The organism is Paragemmobacter ruber (assembly GCF_009908315.1).
GTDB lineage: Bacteria > Pseudomonadota > Alphaproteobacteria > Rhodobacterales > Rhodobacteraceae > Paragemmobacter > Paragemmobacter ruber.
Map to the genome: position 1 here is coordinate 306,644 of NZ_JAAATW010000002.1, position 18,671 is coordinate 325,314.

Below are 18,671 nucleotides of genomic sequence, written 5' to 3' on the forward strand. Positions count from 1 at the left end.
GGGTGGGGGGTAGGATGGGCAATTCTGCCCATCCTACGGATCACAGGCAGGCCTGATAGAGCGCGCGGGTGTTCTCGCGCGTCATCTCCACCGGGTTGCCGCCGCAGGACGGGTCTTCCAGCGCCATCTCGGTCAGCTCGTCCAGACGCGCGGGGTCCACCCCCATTGCGGTCAGGTTGGCCGGGATGGCAAGCGTCGCGCGCAGGTCCATCACCGCCTTGCGGAAGCCGTCGAAGCCCCCCGCGATGCCGATATAGGCGGCGGCCTTTTCGATGCGCGCCTCGATCGCTGGGCGGTTGAAATCCAGCACCATGGGCATGACGACCGCGTTCGTCGTGCCGTGATGGGTGTTGTAGACCGCGCCCACGGGGTGCGAGAGCGAGTGGATCGCCCCCAGCCCTTTCTGGAAGGCCACGGCCCCCATCGCGGCGGCGGACATCATATGCGCCCGCGCCTCGAGGTTGGTGGGATCGCTATAGGCGGTGGGCAGGTTCTCAAAAACGAGCCGCATCCCTTCCAGCGCGATGCCCTGCGACATCGGGTGGTAGAAGGGCGAGCAGAACGCCTCAAGGCAGTGCGCGAGCGCATCCATGCCGGTGCCTGCGGTGATGAATTTGGGCATCCCCACGGTCAGCGCCGGGTCACAGATCGTGACCACGGGCATGAGTTTGGGGTGGAAGATGATCTTCTTCTTGTGGGTGGCGGAGTTGGTGAGAACGCCCGCGCGGCCCACTTCGGACCCGGTGCCTGCGGTCGTGGGCACCGCCACGATGGGGGCGATCTTTGCGCTGTCCGCACGGGTGAACCAGTCGTCGATGTCTTCCAGATCCCAGACCGAGAGATCCGCCCGCTGATGCGCCATGAGCGCGATCATCTTGCCGAGGTCGAGCGCCGAGCCGCCGCCGAAACAGATCACGCCGTCATGGCCGCCCGCCTTGTAGACCTTGATCCCGGCTTCCATGTTGCCTTCGTTCGGGTTGGGGTCGACGTCGGAGAAGACGGCAGACCCCAGCCCGGCCTTGGACAGCACGGCCACGGCATCGGCCGTGATGGGGAGGCTTGCGAGGGCCTTGTCGGTGACGAAGAGGGGTTTCTTGATCCCTGCCGCGGCGCAATGTTCGGCCAGTTCGTTGACGCGGCCCACGCCGAATTTGATGGCGGTGGGGTAGGACCAGTTCCGGTTGGGAACATTGTGGGTCATGGCGTTCAGACCTTCTTGAGGTGATAGGATTTCGGACGGGTCACCGAATGGAACCCGAGATAGGAGAGGCTGCCGCCGCGCCCTGTGTCCTTGCACCCTGTCCAGCAGAGCGCGGGGTCGAGGTAATCGGCGCGGTTCATGAAGACGGTGCCGGTCTCAATCCTTTGGCCGATGGTCTGGGCGGTGTCATAGTCCTGCGTCCAGACGCTGGCCGTCAGGCCATAGGGCGAGTCGTTCATCAGGCGGATGGCTTCCTCGTCGTCCTTCACCTTCATGATGCCGACGACGGGGCCGAAGGATTCCTCGGTCATCACGCGCATGGAGTGATCGACATTCACAAGGATCTGGGGCGCGAGATAGGCGCCGCCGTCATCGGCGCCGAAGTGTTTCGGGTCGAGAAGCGGTTTGGCGCCTGCGGCGACGGCCTCGGCGATCTGGGAGCGGACGACGGCGGCGAAGCGCTTGTTGGCCATGGGGCCGAGCGTGGTGGCGGCATCAAACGGGTTGCCGAGCTTGAGTTGGCCGACCCATGCCACGGATTTTTCGACGAAGGCGTCGAAGAGGGATTCGTGGACATAGACCCGTTCGATGCCGCAGCAGCATTGGCCCGCATTATACATCGCGCCGTCCATCAGCACGTCCACCGCCACGTCGAGATTGGCATCGTGGCGGACATAACCGGGATCCTTGCCGCCGAGTTCGAGGCCGAGCGGCGTGAAGGTGCCGGCGGCCGCCTTTTCCATGGCCACCCCGCCCGCAACCGAGCCGGTGAAGTTGACAAAGCCGAAGGAGCGGGCGGCGATCAGCGCCTCGGTCGTGGCATGGTCGAGGACGACGTTCTGGAACACGTCTTCGGGGATGCCTGCAGCATGGAAGGCCTCGGCCAGGCGTTCGCCCACCTTCATGGTCTGGGAGGCGTGTTTCAGGACCACCGTATTCCCGGCGATGAGGGCGGGGACGAGCGTGTTGATCGTGGTGAGGTAGGGGTAGTTCCAGGGCGCCACGATGAAGACGACGCCGACGGGTTCGCGGGCGAGGTAGCGGCGGAACTTGTCGCTGTCTTCGACCATCAGGGGGGCGAGGGTTTGGGCCGCGATGTCGGACATGTAGTCGGTGCGGGCGTTGACGCCGCCGAATTCGCCGCCAAAGCGGGTGGGGCGGCCCATCTGCCAGGCGAGTTCCTCGACCACGACAGCGGACATGTCGTTCAGTTTCTTCACGCCTGCCTTGACCAGCGCGATGCGGTCTTCGAGCGGGCGGGCGGCCCAGGCCTTTTGCGCAGCCTTGGCGCGGGCGGCGGCGGCGAAGGCCGCATCGCGGGACAGCGGCATGCGTTCGAGATAGACCGATCCATCGACCGGCGAGATGAGTTGGATGGGTTTCATATGCGTCACCTGTTGCGGCGGGGCTGGCCCGCCCTTCGTTCGGGGAAGGCGGGGAGACCCCCGCCCTTAGTTAAGCGCGTTCCAGAAGGCGCTGGAGTTCGAAATCGGTCACCACGCGGTCGGTCTCTGAGATCTCCCACTGCGCGGCGTGGTTATAGTGTTCCACCACATCATCGCCGAAGGCCGCGCGCAGCATCTTGGACCCGATGAGTTGGTCGGCAGCGGCGCGCAGGGTTTTCGGGATTTCGCGGGCGTCCCGGGCGGCATACATGTCGCCCTTCATTTCGGGTTCCAGTTCCAGCTTGTTCTCGATCCCCGCAAGGCCCGCCGCCAGCAGCGCCGCGCAGCACAGATAGGGGTTCACGTCGGAGCCGGGGATGCGGCATTCCACCCGGACGGCCTTGGTATGCACGCCGCAGACGCGGAAGCCTGCGGTGCGGTTGTCCGCGCTCCACACCGCTTTGGTGGGCGCGAAGAGGCCCACGCAGAAGCGTTTGTAGCTGTTGACGTAAGGGGCGAGGAAGGCGGTGATTTCCTGCGCATGGGCAAGCTGGCCCGCGAGGAAGTGCTTCATCGTGGCGGACATGCCGTGTTCGTCCGTCGCGTCGTAGAAGGCGGGTTTGCCGTCCAGCGTCCAGAGCGACTGGTGGACATGGGAGGAGGAGCCCGCCTTGCGGTGGTCATACTTGGCCATGAAGGTGACGGACTTGCCCTTCGCGTGCGCGATTTCCTTCACGCCCTGTTTGACGATCACATGGTTGTCGGCGGTGTCCAGCGCATCGGAATAACGGTAGTTCACCTCGTGCTGGCCGCTGTCGGCCTCGCCCTTCGTGTTCTCGATGGGGATGCCCGCGCCGTAGAGGTGGTTGCGGACGTCGCGCATCAGCGCCTCTTCCTTGGTGGTCTGGAAGATGTGGTAATCCTCGTTATAGGCGCTGATCGGTTTGAGGTTGGCAAAGCCCTGGTCGCGGAGGTTTTCGTAGGCGTTCTCAAAGATGTAGAATTCAAGCTCGGTCGCCATCATGGGGTCGAAGCCCATGGCGCGGGCGCGGGCGACCTGACGCTTCAGGATGGCGCGGGGGGAGACCGACACTTCCTCATGCGTGTGGTGGTCGAGGAGGTCGGCAAGGCAGAGCGCGGTGCCGGGCAGCCAGGGCAGCGGGCGCAGGGTGGCGAGGTCGGGCTTCATGACATAGTCGCCATAGCCCTGTTCCCAGCCGGCGGTCTTGTAGCCGGGGACGGTGGTCATCTCCATGTCCACCGCCAGCAGGTAGTTGCAGCAATGGGTTTCCTTGTAGCCGCCATTCACGAAGAAGGCGGCGTGGAAGCGTTTGCCCATCAGGCGGCCCTGCATGTCGATGCTGGCCACGAGGACGGTGTCGATCTCGCCCCGCGATACGGCTTCCTTGAGGGCGTCTAGGGTCATGGTTCCGGGCATCGTTGGCCTCATCCTTGGAAAGGGTCGTCGTGGCCCCGTGGCGGGGCCGGGGATACGGGGGGCTGAGGCGTGTCAGCCGCGCCCCGCAGGCGGGCGGGCACAGCGCGCGCCGCCGAATTCGGGCTTGCGCGGCCAGCAATCGCCGCGGCGGGATGGGGTGGGCAGGTCCGTGGGCATGGACATCCTCACTGGGTCAGGGCTGGGCCGGATGCCCGTCTGACAGAATTTGATCATATCTTCGCCAAATGCCCCTTGCAACGGCTGCCATGGGGCGATGGTGGGGGGTGCGGGGGGCGGATGGCCGCCCCCCGCCGTTTGGTCAGAAGCGGTAGGGACGCCCGGCCTTCACCATGACGTCGTTATACTGCTTGATGATCGAGACGACCTTGGCCTTCACTTCGGATTCGGCGGCGATCTCGTCCCAGAAGACCTGCGCGGCGGCCTCGACCGTTTTCCATTCCTCGTCCGGGATGGTGGTCAGTTGCAGCTTGCCGCCGTTGATGCGCAGATCGGCCTCGCCCGCCCAATACCAGTGCTGGCGATAATAGTGGGACTGTTCGAAGCAGACGGCCAGCAGTTCCTGCAGATGCGGCGGCAGTTCGTTCCAGCGGTCCATGTTGGCGAAGAAATGCCCAATCCACGCGCCCGAGATGTTGTTCGTCAGGAAGTAGTTGGTCACGTTGGACCAGCCCACGGTATAGACTTCGGTGATGCCGGACCATGCGATGCCGTCAAGCTCGCCCGTCTGCATGGCAACCTCGATATCTTCCCAGGGCAGGGTGACGGGGACGACGCCGAATTGTGTCAGGAACCGGCCCGCGGTCGGGAAGGTGAAGACGCGCTTGCCCTGCAGATCGGCCAGGGTGTTGATCGGGTCCTTGGTGGCGAAGTGGCAGGGGTCCCATGCGCCGGCCGAGATGTGCTTGACGCCCACGGCGGCGTATTCGTCTTCCCAGATCTGTTTCAGCCCGTATTTGTTGAACAGCGCAGGCACGTCGAGCGAATAGCGCAGGCCCAGCGGGAAGTAGCCGCCGAATACGGTCACCTCGGTGGGTGAGGCCATGGAATCGTCGTCGGATTGCACGCAGTCGATGGTGCCCGACTGCATCGCCTGAAACAGTTCGGCCGTGGGGACGAGCTGATCGGCAAAGAACAGTTCAATCTCCATCTGGCCTTGCGCGATGCGGTTGAAGGCATCGACGGCGGGCTTGACCACCTGTTCGCCAAGGGCCGCCCCGGCATAGGTCTGCATGCGCCATTTGATCGGGGCCTGCGCCTTGACCACGGCGGGGGCGGCGAGAGTGGCGGCACCGGCCAGCGCGCCCTTGGTCAGGAAGGAACGTCTCGAAGTCGTCATGTGTCAGCCTCCTTGTTGCGAACGGGGTTCCGAACGGGGTTGGCCCCGTCTTGTCATGTCAGTTTGGATAGATCTTGTTGGGTAGCCAAAGCGCGATCTCGGGGAAGACCATGATCGTGGCCAGGGCCAGCACCATCACCAGCACGAAGGGCACGACGGAGCGGTAGATGTCGCCCATCGTGATTTCCGGGGGCGCGAAGGCGCGCATCAGGAAGAGGTTATAGCCGAAGGGGGGCGTCAGATAGGCGATCTGGCAGGTGATGGTGTAGAGCACGCCATACCAGATCAGCACATCTTCGGGCGGGATGCCTAGGTCGAGCGTGGCCACCAGCGGCACGTAGAGCGGGGCCACGATCACCAGCATCGCCGTGTCGTCGAGGAACATGCCCATCAGCAGGAAGCTGACCTGCATCAGGATCAGGATCGTCCACGGCCCGAAGCCGAGTTTCTCGACGAACAGGCTTTCGATGGCCTTCACTGCGCCAAGCCCGTCGAAGACCGCGCCGAAGGCCAGCGCGGCGAGGATCACCCACATGAACATGCAGGAGATGAAAAGCGTGTTGCGGGTGGCGACCTCGAACACCTGGCCGTTGAAGCGGCCTTTCAGGACCGCCGCCACGATCGTCGCGGCCACGCCGATGACCGAGCTTTCGACGAGCGAGGTCCAGCCATAGATGAAGGGGAACATCATCGCGAAGAAGATGATGAAGGGGAGGGCGCCTGCGCGCAGGGCGTGCAGCTTGTCGGCGCGGGTGATGGTGGCGCGTTCCTCGGGCCCCATGGCGGGGCCGATATTGGGCTGGATCGTGCAGCGGATCCAGACATAGAGGATGAACATCGCCGCCATCATCAGGCCGGGGATCACGCCCGCCAGCCAAAGCTCGGACACCGGGGCGCGGGCGATCATGGCGTAGAGGACCAGCACGACGGAGGGCGGGATCAGGATGCCGAGGGAGGACCCGGCCTGAATGACGCCGGTCACCATTTCCTTCTGATAGCCGCGGCGGAGGAGTTCGGGCAGCGCGATGGTCGATCCGATGGCCATGCCCGCGACCGACAGCCCGTTCATCGCGGAGATCAGGACCATCAGAAGAATGGTGCCGATGGCGAGGCCCCCGGGGATGGGGCCGAACCAGACATGGAACATACGGTAGAGGTCATCGGCGAGGCGGCTTTCGCTCATGATATAGCCCATGAAGACGAACATGGGCAGCGACAGGAGCGGATACCATTTCATCAGCTTCATCGCCGCCGAGAAGCCCATGTTATGCCCGCCCGTGCCCCAGAGCGCGATGGCGGCCACCACGGCGACAAAGCCGATGATGCCAAAGACCCGCTGCCCCGTCATCATCATGAGGAGCATGGTGGAGAACATAAGCGCGGCGATCATCTCATAGGGCATCAGATCGTCTCCCCGCGGATGGTGGCGATGTCTTTTGCCAGGGCCGAGAGCGCCTGCAGGAGCATGAGGATGAAACCTATGAGCATCACGAGTTTGATGGGCCAGAGATAGGGCCGCCAGGCGGTGGGGCTGCGTTCCAGCCGGCCGATCTGGGGCCAGGACAGGCCCATGAGCGAGGTTTCCGGATCGCTCCAGCGGATGCCCAGCGAATAGCCAAGGCTTTCGGCGGCGCCCCAGATCAGGACGCCGAGGTAGAAGATCAGCGCAAAGACGGTGAAGCCGTCCCACCAAGCGCGGCGGACGGGGGTTTGCTTGGCATAGAACAGGTCCATCCGCACATGGCCTTCGTTCTGCATCGTGTAGGGGCCGCCGAGGATGTAATAAGCGACCATCACGAATTGCGCCATTTCCAGCGTCCAGAGCGACGGGTTGAAAAAGGCCTTGGAGATGGAGGACCACATCAGGATCGCCATCAGGACGAAGAGCAGGTACATGGCGAACCGCCCGATCCCGTAGTTGAGGCGGTCCACCAGTCTGACGAAGCCGATTACGAAGCGGGGCATGGTGCGGGTCACACGGGTTCTGGGGTGAGGGTTGCCATGGCGGCGGCGAGGACGGGGGCGAGGGTGGCGGCCATGGCGGCCTCGGCCTCGGGTGTGGCGATGAGGTCGTTGCGGACCTCGAGCATGGCGTTGGGCAGGCCATAGGGCGTGGCCTGCAGTCGCAGCGTGTGGGTCACGTCATCCCGGGCGGAATAGGGTTCGTTCAGCTGGGCGCGCAGGGGGGTGTGCGCGCGGGCGGCGGCGAGGATGGCACGGGGGAGGGTGTCGTCAGCGTCATGGATGACGCCGAATTCCACCGCGCGCGGCTTGCCGAAATAGACGGGCGTGAAGCTGTGGATGGTGATGAGCGCGGGGTGCAGGCCGCGGGCGATGCGGTCCATCAGCACGGCGTGCAGCCCGTCATGGAAAGGGATGTAGACAGCGGCGGTGCGCCGGGCGCGATCTTCGGGCGTGAGGGCGGCATTGCCGGGAATGTCGTGGATCTCCGACCGGGCGGGCATGGCCCCGGCCATGTCTGGCGCGCGGTTGCAATCATAGACGAGGCGCGAGACGGGCGCATGGACAAGGACGGCGTCCAGCCGCTCTGCCAGCCCGCGCGCCAGGCCCAGCGCGCCGGGATCCCAGGCGATATGGGCGCGGCGCTGGTCCGCCGTGAGGCCGAGATCGCCCCATGGGGCGGGAATGTGGTTTGACGCGTGTTCGCAGACGATGACCGCCCGGCCCCGGGCGGAGCCATTCTCCACCACGGGCGGAAAGACCGCCGCATCCCTGTTGCCGCCCGCGTGCATTGCGCGAGTCATCCTCTTGTGTTGTTGTGGAAGGGTCATCCGCGCTGGCGGTTTCTGTCAAGAATTTTTCCGCTGGATTTTTTCTGTTACAAAGTTTTCTGTTCGACTTGCGAAGGGAATTCGGACAAGCCTTCGGAAAGTGCCTTCTGCCTGTGCAGGGGGCGCGTGCAGGGGTCTGACATGGATGCCACCGCCACGATCGAAGACCGGATGCGCGCCGCGATGGGGGATCTGACGCGGGCGGAACGGCAGTTGGCCAGCCATATCCTGACGCATTATCCGGTGGCGGCGCTGGGGTCGATCACGGAGCTTGCGCGGGCCTCGGGCGTGTCGAACCCGACGGTGGTGCGGCTGTGCCAGAAGCTGGGGTTCAAGGGATATCCGGATTACCAGCATGCGCTGCGCAGCGAGGTGGAGGCGATGCTGGTCTCGCCCCTGGCCAAGCATGACCGCTGGGCGGGCGGGGTGCCGGATACGCATATCCTGAACCGCTTTGCCGATGCGGTGGTGGCGAACCTGCAGGCGACACTGGGGCAGATCGACCATGCGGAGTTCGATGCGGCGGCGGCGCTTCTGGCCGATCCGGGGCGGCGGGTGTTCGCGATGGGGGGGCGGATCACCCATGCGATGGCAGAGTATTTCGTCACGTTGATGAAGAATGTGCGCCCCAACGTGACGCTGTTGTCGGGGATGTCGAACACCTGGCCGCCGGCGCTGCTGGACATGGCGGCGGGGGATGTGCTGGTGGTGTTCGACATCCGCCGCTACGAGAATTCGGTGCTGCAACTGACCGAGATGGCGGTGGAACAGGGGGCGGAGGTGGTGCTGGTCACCGATCGCTGGATGTCGCCCGCCGCGGCCCATGCGCGGCATGTGCTGGCCTGCCATATCGAGGCGCCGAGCGCGTGGGATTCGACCGTGTCGCTTCTGGTGCTGGTGGAGACGCTGCTCGCATCGGTACAGGACCGGACATGGGAGGTGACGGAGGGGCGGCTGAAGCGGCTGGAGGCGCTCTATGCCCGGTCGCGCTTCTTCCGGCGGCATCGGTAGGGGGGTAGGATGGGCGGCCAGAGGGGCGGGGGCGCCCCTCTGGCCGCCCATCCTACGCGTCAGGCGGTGGCGCGGCGCGCGCCCGAGAGGGCGTTCATCGTGACCGCCGCGAGCAGGATCGCGCCGCCGAGGAAGGTGGCGGGGCTGGCGGTTTCGTTGAGGAAGAGCCAGACCCAGAGCGGGGCGAGCATCACCTCGATATTCGACAGGAGCGCGGATTCGGCGGCGGGCACGACGCGGCTGCCAAGTTCGTAGAGCACCATGCCGCCCGACAGGGTGATGGCCCCCATCGCCATGGCCCAGAGCGCATCGGGGGCAGGCACGGCCAGTGTCTGGCCCATCTGGCCCGCGATGACCGCCCCGGCGAGGAGGGAGAAGACACCGCCCAAGAGGACCGAGGGCAGGCTGTCGGCGACCCGGCCCCAGCGCAGGGTCACGGTGAAGACGGCAAAGCCCAGTGCCGAGCAGAGCGCGGCAATGTTGCCGGCCATGGCACCGGCCGACAGATCGTCGCGCACCATGACGAAGATGCCGATCATCGCCACGCCCATGGCGGCCCATGTCTCGCGCCGGACGCGTTCGCCCAGCGCGGCCCAGCCGATGAGGGCGGTCAGGAAGGGGGAGGCGGCGAAGAGGAAGACGGCATTGGCGATGGTGGTGGACTGGATCGAATAGATCGCCCCGGCGAAGGCCCCGACAAGGCCCATGCCGCCCAGTATTCCTGCAAAGCCCACGGCGCGGATGGCGGGCAGGGGCGATCCGCCCGCGCGCCAGATGAGGAAGGCCAGAAGCACGGGCACCATCCCGAGCGAGCGCCAGAACAGCACGGCCCATGTGCCGGCCGTGTCGATCTGGCGGAAGATCAGGCCTTGGGTGGACCAGACGATCCCCGCCGTCACCACAAGCACCATGCCAAGACCGTAGCGCATCCATCCCTCCTGTCCGTCGGGCGCAGGAAGACATGCGGGGTGGCGGGGCGTCTGTTCCAATCGCGACGATCTGGGGCGGGTTTGCCTTTGGGCAGCCTGCTTCCCGCCTCCCCCACCCCCTCCCCCACCCCCTCCCCAAGCCCCTCCCCCGGGTCCGGGGGAGGGGAGGGCGCCTTCAGGCGACCGGGGTGGGGGTGGTGGCGGTGGATTTGGGTATTTGGGCCAAGGTGAAGGGGCGGGCGCCCGTGATGCGGTCAGTAGCCGCGCTGGCGGTCCACCCTGTGCAGGAGGGGTTCGCCCGCCTCGGCCCGCCGGATGTTTTCGGCGATCACGCGGCTGGCCGAGGGCGCGCGGGTATCGGCGGCGATATGGGGGGTGACGGTCACGCGGGGGTGGGACCAGTAGGGATGATCGAGGGGCAGGGGTTCGGTGCGGAACACGTCCAGCGTGGCATGGCCGATCCGGCCTGCATCGAGGGCGGCGAGCAGCGCCCCGTCGTCGATCAGGGCGCCGCGGCCGGGGTTCAGGATCACCGCGCCGAGGGGCAGAAGGGCGAGGGTGCGGGCGTTGAGGATGTTTTCCGTCTCGGCCGTTTTCGGCAGGAGGGTGACGACGATCTGGGCGGTGGAGAGGGCCTGGGCGAGGCCTGCATCGCCATGCAGGCAGGGGATGCCGTCGATGGATTTGGGGCTGCGGCTCCAGCCTGTCACGGGGAAGTTGAGCGCGGCCAGGGCGCGGGCGCAGGCCGTGCCGAGCGCGCCCATGCCCAGCATGGCGACGGGGCGTTCGCGGGCCAATGGCGGGCAGGCCGGATCCCAGACGCGGCCCGGGTTCACGATGTGGCGGTCCATGCCCAGATGGTGGCGCAGGCTGTGGCCCACCACCCATTCCATCATGCCTTCGGAGAGGGCGGGATCCACCATGCGGCAGAGCGGTTGGGTCAGGGTGGGGTTGGTGACGATGCGTTCCACCCCCGCCCAGAGCGACAGCACCGCCTTGCAGCGGCTGTAGGGGGAGAAGTCCTGCAGGGGGCTGGTCGGGGCGTAGATGATGTAATCTACGTCCTGCGGGGCGGCGTCGCGGGTGAGGGTGGCATCAAGCCCGGCCTCGGACATCGCGGATTGCAGGGGGGCGGCGTAGCTGTGCCAGTTCGCCTCGGACGCGGCGAAGAGAATGGTGAGGGTCATGCGTCACCTCGGCCCGTGTTTGATGTGGCGTCTGTCCATCGCGGTGCAAAGCTACCTTGGCCTGTGGACATGCGCGCTCTGGATCAAGCCGAAGGCCACCAGCAGCACCAGCATGACCGATCCGCCGTAGGAGAGGAAGGGCAGGGGGACGCCCACGACGGGGGCCATGCCCATGACCATGGACAGGTTGACCGCGAGATAGAAGAAGAAGTTCGCGGCCAGCCCGATGATGAGCAGCTGGCTGAAGCGGTCCTTGTTCTGCAGGGCGGAAGTGAAGCAGAAGAACAGGATCAGGCCGTAGAGGAGCAGGAGGGAGAAGGCGCCGACGAAGCCAAACTCTTCGCCCAGCGTGGTGAAGATGAAATCGGTGTGCTTTTCGGGCAGGAAGTTCAGGCGCGACTGCGTGCCCTGCATGAAGCCCTTGCCGCCCCAGCCGCCCGATCCCAGCGCGATCTTGGCCTGCATGATGTTGTAGCCCGCGCCGAGCGGATCGGCCGAGGGGTCGAGGAAGGTGTCGATGCGGCGATACTGGTAGTCATGCAGGAATTGCCATGGCGTGCCACGGGTGGTGAAGACGGCGAAGACCGCCCCCACGACCAGCGCGCCCACGGCGACGAAGTACCAGATGGAGACGCCTGCCGCGAACATCACCGCCGCGCCGCCCATCAGCAGCATGAGCGAGGTGCCGAGGTTGGGCTGGATCACCACGAGGAAGGTGGGCAGGACGATCATCAGGACCGGGATCAGCACCCAGAGCGGGTGCGAGGTCTTTTTCAGATCGAGCCAGTCGTAATAGGCGGCCAGCATCATCACCATCGTGACCTTGGCGAGTTCCGACGGTTGCAGCCGCAAGGGGCCGATGTCGAGCCAGCGCTGGGCGCCCATGCCCACCACACCGAAAAACTCTACCGCGAGGAGGAGCAGGATCGACACGCCATAGGCCAGCCCCGCCATGTTGCGCCAGAACCAGATCGGCACCAGCGCGATGGCGAACATGATCAGAAGGCCCGCCGCGAAGCGTTTCATCTGCGGTTCGGCCCAGACCGAGAGATTGCCCCCGGCGATGGAATAGAGGATCAGGAAGCCCACCGCCGAGACGGCGCAGACCAGCACGACGAGCGGCCAGTTGAGGTAGAGCACCTTGCGCAGCCCGGTGGGGACGGTCTTGAGCTGATATTCCAGAAAGCTCATGCTTTTGTGGTGCCTCTCTGCTGGCCCGCTCGTCAGGCGCGGGAATTGCCGGTGGGGCCGGTGTTGCGCAGCCGGTCGCGCAGGGCGTTCAGATCGGTTTCGATCCGGCCGCGCTGGTTGGCGGGATAGGCGGTGAGCGGCGGGATGTCGCCGTGCAGGACGCGCAGGATCGCGTCGCGGGCGACGGGCGCGGCCACGGCAGAGCCGCCGCCGCCATGTTCGACCACGACCGAGACGGCATAGCGCGGATTGTCAAAGGGGGCGTAGCCCACATAGAGCGCGTGGTCGCGCCGGTTCCATGGCAGATCGTCGTTCGACACGACCCCGCGCGCGCGTTCGGCGGCGGTGATGTTGCGGACCTGGCTGGTGCCGGTCTTGCCGGCAAAGACCATCGTCTCGTCGGCGATGCGCGAGGAAAAGGCGGTGCCCGCTTGGGTGTTCATCACTTCGAACATGCCGTCGCGGATGGCGCGCAGGCCTGCGGGATCGAGGCCGAGGGGTTCTGCCTGCGGCATGTCGACCGGCTGGCCGCCGATGGCGCGCAGGATGCGGGGCGAGATGGCGCGGCCGGTGGCGATGCGGGCGGTCATCACGGCGAGTTGCAGGGGCGAGGCCAGCACATAGCCCTGCCCGATGGAGGCGTTGATCGTGTCGCCGATGCGCCAGTCCTGCCCCCAGCGTTCCTGTTTCCAGGCGCGGTTGGGCATGATGCCTTCGGTGATGGCGGACATGGGCAGGTCGTGGCGGATGCCGAGGCCGAGGCGCTTGCCCATTTCGGCGATCTTGTCGATGCCGACCTGCTGGGCGATCTCGTAGTAATAGACGTCGCAGCTTTCGGCGAGCGAGGAGGCGAGGTTCACCGTGCCGTGACCGCCGCGCTTCCAGCAGTGGAAGCGGCGGTCGCCGAATTCGATATGGCCGGGGCAGTAATGCGTGGTGTCGGGCGTGATCAGCCCGGCCTCGAGTGCGGCCAGCGCCGTGACCATCTTGAAGGTCGATCCGGGCGGATAGGCGCCCTGCACCGTCTTGTTGGCGAGCGGGCGGTGGTCATCCTCCATCAGGGCGGAATAGTCGCGCTGGCTGATGCCGCGGACGAAGAGGTTGGGGTCGAAACCGGGCGAGGAGGCGCAGGCGATGAGTTCGCCGGTATTCACATCCATCACCACGCAGGAGGCGCTTTCCTCGCCCAGACGGGCCTGCACGAAGTTCTGCACATCGGCATCGAGGGTGAGCTGGATATCCTGCCCCGGCGTGCCGTCGGTGCGTTCGAGCTCGCGCATGACGCGGCCCACATGGTTGACCTCGATCCGCTTGTTGCCGGCGCTGCCGCGAAGAGTTTCTTCCATCCAACGTTCGACGCCGATCTTGCCGATCTGGAATTCGGGGATGCGCAGCACCGGATCGGGATTGGGGCGTTCTTCGAGATCCTTTTCGCTGACGGGGCCGACATAGCCCACGACATGGCTGAAATCCTCGACCAGCGGGTAGTGGCGGGACAGGCCCACTTCGGGCGTGACGCCGGGCAGGGTGGGGGCGTTCATCGCGACCTTGGAGAAATCCTCCCACGGCAGGCGGTCGGCCACGACGATCGGCACGAAGGGCGAGTTGCGGTCGATGTCGCGCAGGATACGCTCCATCTCTTCGGCGGTGACGGGGATCAGGCGGGTGAGGCGGGCGAGCACGGCCTCAACATCGCCTGCGTCTTCGCGGGTGATGGTGACGCGGTAGTTCTGTTCGTTGCCCGCGATCAGCTTGCCGTTGCGATCGAAGATCAGGCCGCGTTCGGGCGGGATGAGGCGCATGTTGATGCGGTTTTCTTCGGCCAGCAGGCGGAATTCATCGGCCTGTTCGACCGAGAGATAGCGCATCCGCGCGCCGAGGACGGCGAACATCGCCACCATCGCGCCGCCCATCAGGAGCGAGCGGCGGTTGACGCGGCGGGCGCTTTCTTCGGTTTCGCGGGCGGTGCGTCGCATGATTACAGCCTTCGTCCGTAGGCATCCACTTCGCCGGTGGCCGGTTTGCGCAGATCGAACGCAAGGCGCGAGGCCACCACCACAAGGGGATAGCACAGGATCGACCAGAGAGTCTGCAAGAGCGCGAAGCCGAAGGCGGGTTGGGGCAGGAACACGATCGTGAAGGCAAGGCGGTAGGCGATGAGCAGGGCGACCATCAGGCCAGCCACCAAGAGCCATTCGGTGAGGAATTGCAATTCGCGCGTGAGCGCGACGCGGGCGCGGATGAATTCGGTGGCGAGGATGACCAGCGCCGTCCACAGCCCCGGCGGGCGCATCAGGATGAGGTCTTCCAACAGCACGACGGCCCCAATCAGGAGGACGGGCAGATAATCGGGCCGCCGCATGACCCAGGCGAAGATCAGGCAGAGGAGCAGGTCCGGCCCCGGCCAATCGCCCGCGACCGAACCGAGCGGTAGGAGGCGGAGGAACAGAAGGACCAGCGCGAGGGCGAGGAAGGCCCCGCGATAGACCCAGACAGAGGAGCGCAGGCCTTCAACCATCGGAGGCCGTCGCTTCGGGCGAGCCTTCGGTCACATCGCCCGTGCCGCCCGAGGCGGAGGGATCGGTCAGGGTGGCGCTGCCCTCGCCGGTTTCGGCATCGGGTTCGGGGGGGGTGGGGGGTGGTGCGATCAGGGCACCGGGATCGGTGATCGGGGTCAGTTCGTGGCTGCGCAGGACGCGCAGGAATTCGAGCCGTTCGTAATCGGCCGACAGCACCACGCGCAGGCGGCGGTCGGTGCCCAAGACCACCTGACCGACCAGAAGACCGGCAGGCAGCATCGCGCCATCGCCCGAGGTCACCACCCGGTCGCCGGGGCGGACGAGATCGGAGTCCTCCAGAAACTCCAGCGGCGGGAGGGCGGTGTTGTCGCCGGAGAGAAGGGCCTTTTGCCCCGAGGGCTGCACCGTGACCGGGACGCGCGAGTTCGAATCGGTGAGCAGGATCACGCGCGATGTGCGTTCGCCCACGCCCGAGACACGGCCCACCAAACCGATGCCATCCATGGTGGCCCAGCCGTCGCGGATGCCGTCGCGGGCGCCCACGTTCAGAAGGACCGACTGCCGGAAGGGCGAGCCGGAATCCGCCAGCACGACACCGGTGACATGGGTAAGCTTCGGGTCGAGCCGGACCTGATTGAGGTCAAGGAGGCGCGCGTTCTTCTGTTCCAGTTGCAGCGCCGCCTCGCGCCAGGCCTTCATCTGCTGCAACTCGCGGCGCAGTTCCTGGTTCTGTTCGTAAAGGCTGGCGTAGCTTTGGAATTCGTCGATCATGGCGGCGGCCTTCGTCACAGGCAGAAGCGCCCAGTCGAAGGAGGGGACCACGCGATCCACCAGCGCGGCGCGGAAGCGTTCGACGCGGGGGGAATCGATCCGCCAGAGCAGGAACAGGCCCAGCAGGAGCAGCACGAAGAGGCCCACGAACAGACGGCGCAGGGGGCGTGCGTAATCCTCTGGTCCGATGTTGCGCGACTTTGCCACGGCGTTCCCTTTTCCGATGGCCCGTCCTTACGGTGGGCTGACCCGTGACGGGATCAGCTGTCGTAGTCGATCACATGCCGCAGTTGTTTCTCATATTCCAGCGCCTTGCCGGTGCCGAGGGCGACACAATTCAGTGACTCGTTCGCCACCGAGATGGAAAGCCCGGTCTGTTCGCGCAAGGACAGATCCAGATCGCCCAGAAGCGCGCCGCCGCCCGTGAGCATGACACCGCGATCCACGATATCGGCGGCGAGGTCGGGGGGCGTGGCTTCCAGCGCCTGCATGACCGCATCGCAGATCTGCTGGACGGGTTCGGCCAGCGCCTCGGCCACCTGGGCCTGGTTGATTTCGGTTTCCTTGGGCACGCCGTTCAGAAGGTCGCGGCCGCGGATCTGCATCGACGCGCCGCGCCCGTCATCGGGCATCCGCGCGGTGCCGATGGAGGTTTTGATGCGTTCGGCGGTGGATTCGCCGATCAAGAGGTTCTGGTGACGGCGGAGGTAGCTGATGATCGCCTCATCCATGCGGTCGCCGCCCACGCGGACGGAGCGGGCATAGACGATGTCGCCAAGGGAGAGGACCGCCACTTCGGTGGTGCCGCCACCGATATCCACCACCATGTTGCCGGTGGGATCGGTGATGGGCATGCCCGCGCCGATGGCCGCCGCGATGGGTTCGGCGATGAGGCCCGCGCGGCGGGCGCCCGCCGACAGGACCGACTGGCGGATCGCGCGCTTTTCAACGGGGGTCGCGCCATGGGGGACGCAGACGATGATCTTGGGCTTCGAGAAGGTGGTGCGCTTGTGCACCTTGCGGATGAAATGCTTGATCATTTCCTCCGCCGCTTCGAAATCGGCGATGACGCCGTCGCGCATGGGGCGGATTGCGTCGATGCTGCCCGGGGTGCGGCCCAGCATCAGCTTGGCATCTTCGCCCACTGCAAGCACCTGCTTCTTGCCGTCCTTGCTGTGATAGGCGACGACGGACGGTTCGTTCAGCACGATCCCCTTGCCGCGAATGTAGACGAGCGTATTCGCCGTGCCGAGGTCGATCGCCATGTCCGACGAGAAGATGCCCGAAAGTACCGACATGCTGGGGTGATCCTGTGCCACGCAATATGAGATGCACTCGCGACTCAGCGCAGGCCGAGGCAAGCGTGACCATATAAAGACAGTCCCATGTCAGCGAAACCCCGCAGGGCCGGTCGCGGCGCAATTCCGCGTGACGGGCCGGAACTTGCAGATATCGGATATTTTTGCGCCTCCGCTGCGGGCCGGTCGGCGGGGGCCTTGTGCTTTTGCAGCCTCAGGCGGCGATCGGGGGCTGGTAAAGCTGCTGTTGGTTGAGGTCATGACGCTGCGCCATGCGGCGGGCCTGCCGTCCGGCCATCAGGAATCGCGCGGGTTCCGGGCTGGCGGCGGGGCCGTCGGGATCGAAAAGATGCGGCATGAGTTCCGCGATTTCCGTGCAGCAGTCATCGCCGATGGCACGGCGCGCCTGCGCCCCCAGATAGAGCGATTCCGAGGCGGCGCCTTCGGCCAGAAGCACCTCGTGCCGGTCCAGAAGCAGATGCCAGTAGTCCACCTGCGCGGCATCGCCCACAGGCGCGATGTCGCGCAGGCCAATCAGGTGGCAGGCGGCGACCAGCACCTCGGACGTGCCTGCCATCCGGGCGGCGATGGGCGAGCGCACGAGGACGCGGTGCTGGGGCGAGAGCAGGAGATCACGCCGGGGCAGGCCGTCGCCCAAGGCCCCGGCAGGGATGCGGATGGGGCAGAGCCGGGGATTGGCACGCAAGGCACCGGCGTCGAGGCGGCGCATCCCCACCCAGCGCACGGGTTGCGGGCCATGGTCGAGCGTGCAGACCAGATCGCCCGGGCGGATGCGTTCGACAGGCGTGTCGCCCTGCGGGGTGGCGATCCGCGTGCCGCGCGTGAAGCAGGGGATGAAGCTGAGCACCGGCCGGTCGGTCGCCATGCCGGTATAGGTATCGCCCACCAGCCCGGTCAGCGTGACCGCGCGCACGGCATCGGCGGTGAGGGCGGCGTTGGTGGGTGTGCTGTTGTTCGGCGCGGGCACGAGGTAAAGATCGCCATTCGTCATCTGCGCGAGGACAAGGTCGATCGTGGCCGAGGGGGTGCCGTCCATATAGGTGAGGACGCCCCGATAGATCGCCGTGGCATCGAAGGTATAGGTGACGGGGCCGGAGCCGTTGTCGATCCGCGCCTGATCGTTGACGGTGTTGTTGTTCTGGTCGAGCGCCGTCGCGGTGCCGCCCCGGTTGACCGAGGTGAAGCTGACCCAGCGCCCCGCCAGCGAGTCGGCGGTGGAGCCGAAGGTGCGCCCCACGAGGAGATTGGCGTTCTCGGCCCTTGTATTGCCTTCGGTCGGGTCGATCCGGGTGGTGGTATTGCCCAGAAAGATCGCGTTGAACGTCAGCGGCATCGAAGATCTCCAGTCTTTACTGTTTCTGGAGTCGCAACAGAGCGCGTCAAAATTAGGGAGAATTAGAGACAAAAGGATAGGGTTTACGCCCAGAAGTCTGTGCCTTACCGACCTTTGGGCGATTGTTGTGCCGCGCCGCACAATCCCCCGTTGTGACGGTGCGGCGACCGGGAAAGGGCGGGCGGCGGCTTGAGGGCCGGATTTGGCCTTGTCATGTGCCGCGGGCTCTGCTGTCGAT

The 18,671-nt window shown here is 65.9% G+C and carries 16 protein-coding genes; 1 reads left to right on the forward strand and 15 read right to left on the reverse strand.

What is annotated here, in order from left to right; translation table 11 throughout:
- Positions 1-40 precede the first annotated feature (40 nt).
- The 7 genes from GU920_RS09875 to GU920_RS09905 form a co-directional block, all read right to left on the reverse strand.
- The gene (locus GU920_RS09875) at positions 41-1,201 is read right to left on the reverse strand and encodes an iron-containing alcohol dehydrogenase (protein WP_161766859.1); all 1,161 of its coding nucleotides are present in this window, start codon (positions 1,199-1,201) and stop codon (positions 41-43) included.
- 5 nt (positions 1,202-1,206) lie between these two features.
- A complete protein-coding gene (locus tag GU920_RS09880; RefSeq protein WP_161766860.1) occupies positions 1,207-2,586 on the reverse strand; it encodes an aldehyde dehydrogenase family protein in 1,380 nt (459 codons plus the stop codon).
- Positions 2,587-2,656: 70 nt separating this feature from the next.
- On the reverse strand, positions 2,657-4,024 hold the full coding sequence (locus tag GU920_RS09885) for a glutamine synthetase family protein (RefSeq protein ID WP_161766861.1): 1,368 nt from the start codon (positions 4,022-4,024) through the stop codon (positions 2,657-2,659).
- A gap of 319 nt (positions 4,025-4,343) precedes the next feature.
- Positions 4,344-5,381, reverse strand: a complete 1,038-nt coding sequence (locus GU920_RS09890; protein ID WP_161766862.1) for a TRAP transporter substrate-binding protein — start codon at positions 5,379-5,381, stop codon at positions 4,344-4,346.
- 58 nt (positions 5,382-5,439) lie between these two features.
- On the reverse strand, positions 5,440-6,783 hold the full coding sequence (locus GU920_RS09895) for a TRAP transporter large permease (RefSeq protein ID WP_161766863.1): 1,344 nt from the start codon (positions 6,781-6,783) through the stop codon (positions 5,440-5,442).
- A complete protein-coding gene (locus GU920_RS09900) occupies positions 6,783-7,346 on the reverse strand; it encodes a TRAP transporter small permease subunit (protein WP_161766864.1) in 564 nt (187 codons plus the stop codon). Before GU920_RS09900 ends, GU920_RS09895 begins: the two co-directional genes overlap by 1 nt.
- Positions 7,347-7,354: 8 nt before the next feature.
- Complete coding sequence (locus GU920_RS09905) at positions 7,355-8,146, reverse strand: N-formylglutamate amidohydrolase (RefSeq protein WP_235933211.1); 792 nt, start codon at positions 8,144-8,146, stop codon at positions 7,355-7,357.
- Positions 8,147-8,314: 168 nt separating this feature from the next.
- Here GU920_RS09905 and GU920_RS09910 point away from each other — a divergent pair, with 168 nt between their 5' ends.
- Positions 8,315-9,184 carry a MurR/RpiR family transcriptional regulator gene (locus GU920_RS09910; protein ID WP_161766865.1) on the forward strand — a complete coding sequence of 290 codons (870 nt, stop codon included), beginning with the start codon at positions 8,315-8,317 and terminating at the stop codon, positions 9,182-9,184.
- Positions 9,185-9,243: 59 nt separating this feature from the next.
- Here the strand turns inward: GU920_RS09910 and GU920_RS09915 are convergent, their stop codons facing one another.
- From GU920_RS09915 to GU920_RS19500, 8 genes are all read right to left on the reverse strand, one after another.
- Positions 9,244-10,113, reverse strand: a complete 870-nt coding sequence (locus GU920_RS09915) for a DMT family transporter (protein WP_161766866.1) — start codon at positions 10,111-10,113, stop codon at positions 9,244-9,246.
- A 254-nt stretch (positions 10,114-10,367) separates the two neighbouring features.
- Complete coding sequence (locus GU920_RS09920; RefSeq protein ID WP_161766867.1) at positions 10,368-11,300, reverse strand: 2-hydroxyacid dehydrogenase; 933 nt, start codon at positions 11,298-11,300, stop codon at positions 10,368-10,370.
- Between the two features lie 51 nt (positions 11,301-11,351).
- Positions 11,352-12,491 (reverse strand): rod shape-determining protein RodA, encoded by a 1,140-nt coding sequence (rodA, locus tag GU920_RS09925; protein WP_161766868.1) that lies wholly within the window; start codon positions 12,489-12,491, stop codon positions 11,352-11,354.
- Positions 12,492-12,523: 32 nt separating this feature from the next.
- Positions 12,524-14,467 (reverse strand): penicillin-binding protein 2, encoded by a 1,944-nt coding sequence (gene mrdA / locus GU920_RS09930; RefSeq protein ID WP_161766869.1) that lies wholly within the window; start codon positions 14,465-14,467, stop codon positions 12,524-12,526.
- Between the two features lie 2 nt (positions 14,468-14,469).
- Entirely contained in the window at positions 14,470-15,009 is a 540-nt protein-coding gene (locus GU920_RS09935) for a rod shape-determining protein MreD (protein WP_161766870.1), read from the reverse strand.
- The gene (gene mreC, locus GU920_RS09940) at positions 15,002-15,988 is read right to left on the reverse strand and encodes a rod shape-determining protein MreC (RefSeq protein WP_161766871.1); all 987 of its coding nucleotides are present in this window, start codon (positions 15,986-15,988) and stop codon (positions 15,002-15,004) included. The genes GU920_RS09935 and mreC overlap by 8 nt, the downstream gene beginning before the upstream one ends.
- Positions 15,989-16,041: 53 nt before the next feature.
- Positions 16,042-17,079, reverse strand: coding sequence for a rod shape-determining protein (locus GU920_RS09945; protein ID WP_161766872.1), 1,038 nt, complete (start codon positions 17,077-17,079; stop codon positions 16,042-16,044).
- 214 nt (positions 17,080-17,293) lie between these two features.
- On the reverse strand, positions 17,294-18,433 hold the full coding sequence (locus tag GU920_RS19500; RefSeq protein WP_235933215.1) for a Hint domain-containing protein: 1,140 nt from the start codon (positions 18,431-18,433) through the stop codon (positions 17,294-17,296).
- Between the last annotated feature and the right edge of the window lie 238 nt (positions 18,434-18,671).

Excerpts from the sequence above, each read along its gene's own strand:
- mrdA (WP_161766869.1), bottom strand. The coding sequence starts at position 14,467 with ATGCGACGCACCGCCCGCGAAACCGAAGAAAGCGCCCGCCGCGTCAAC.
- GU920_RS09900 (WP_161766864.1), bottom strand. The coding sequence starts at position 7,346 with ATGCCCCGCTTCGTAATCGGCTTCGTCAGACTGGTGGACCGCCTCAAC.
- GU920_RS09890 (WP_161766862.1), bottom strand. The coding sequence starts at position 5,381 with ATGACGACTTCGAGACGTTCCTTCCTGACCAAGGGCGCGCTGGCCGGT.
- GU920_RS09945 (WP_161766872.1), bottom strand. The coding sequence starts at position 17,079 with ATGTCGGTACTTTCGGGCATCTTCTCGTCGGACATGGCGATCGACCTC.
- GU920_RS09895 (WP_161766863.1), bottom strand. The coding sequence starts at position 6,783 with ATGCCCTATGAGATGATCGCCGCGCTTATGTTCTCCACCATGCTCCTC.
- GU920_RS09875 (WP_161766859.1), bottom strand. The coding sequence starts at position 1,201 with ATGACCCACAATGTTCCCAACCGGAACTGGTCCTACCCCACCGCCATC.
- GU920_RS09935 (WP_161766870.1), bottom strand. The coding sequence starts at position 15,009 with ATGGTTGAAGGCCTGCGCTCCTCTGTCTGGGTCTATCGCGGGGCCTTC.
- GU920_RS09920 (WP_161766867.1), bottom strand. The coding sequence starts at position 11,300 with ATGACCCTCACCATTCTCTTCGCCGCGTCCGAGGCGAACTGGCACAGC.
- GU920_RS09910 (WP_161766865.1), top strand. The coding sequence starts at position 8,315 with ATGGATGCCACCGCCACGATCGAAGACCGGATGCGCGCCGCGATGGGG.
- GU920_RS09880 (WP_161766860.1), bottom strand. The coding sequence starts at position 2,586 with ATGAAACCCATCCAACTCATCTCGCCGGTCGATGGATCGGTCTATCTC.
- GU920_RS09905 (WP_235933211.1), bottom strand. The coding sequence starts at position 8,146 with ATGACTCGCGCAATGCACGCGGGCGGCAACAGGGATGCGGCGGTCTTT.
- GU920_RS09885 (WP_161766861.1), bottom strand. The coding sequence starts at position 4,024 with ATGCCCGGAACCATGACCCTAGACGCCCTCAAGGAAGCCGTATCGCGG.
- GU920_RS09915 (WP_161766866.1), bottom strand. The coding sequence starts at position 10,113 with ATGCGCTACGGTCTTGGCATGGTGCTTGTGGTGACGGCGGGGATCGTC.
- rodA (WP_161766868.1), bottom strand. The coding sequence starts at position 12,491 with ATGAGCTTTCTGGAATATCAGCTCAAGACCGTCCCCACCGGGCTGCGC.
- GU920_RS19500 (WP_235933215.1), bottom strand. The coding sequence starts at position 18,433 with ATGCCGCTGACGTTCAACGCGATCTTTCTGGGCAATACCACCACCCGG.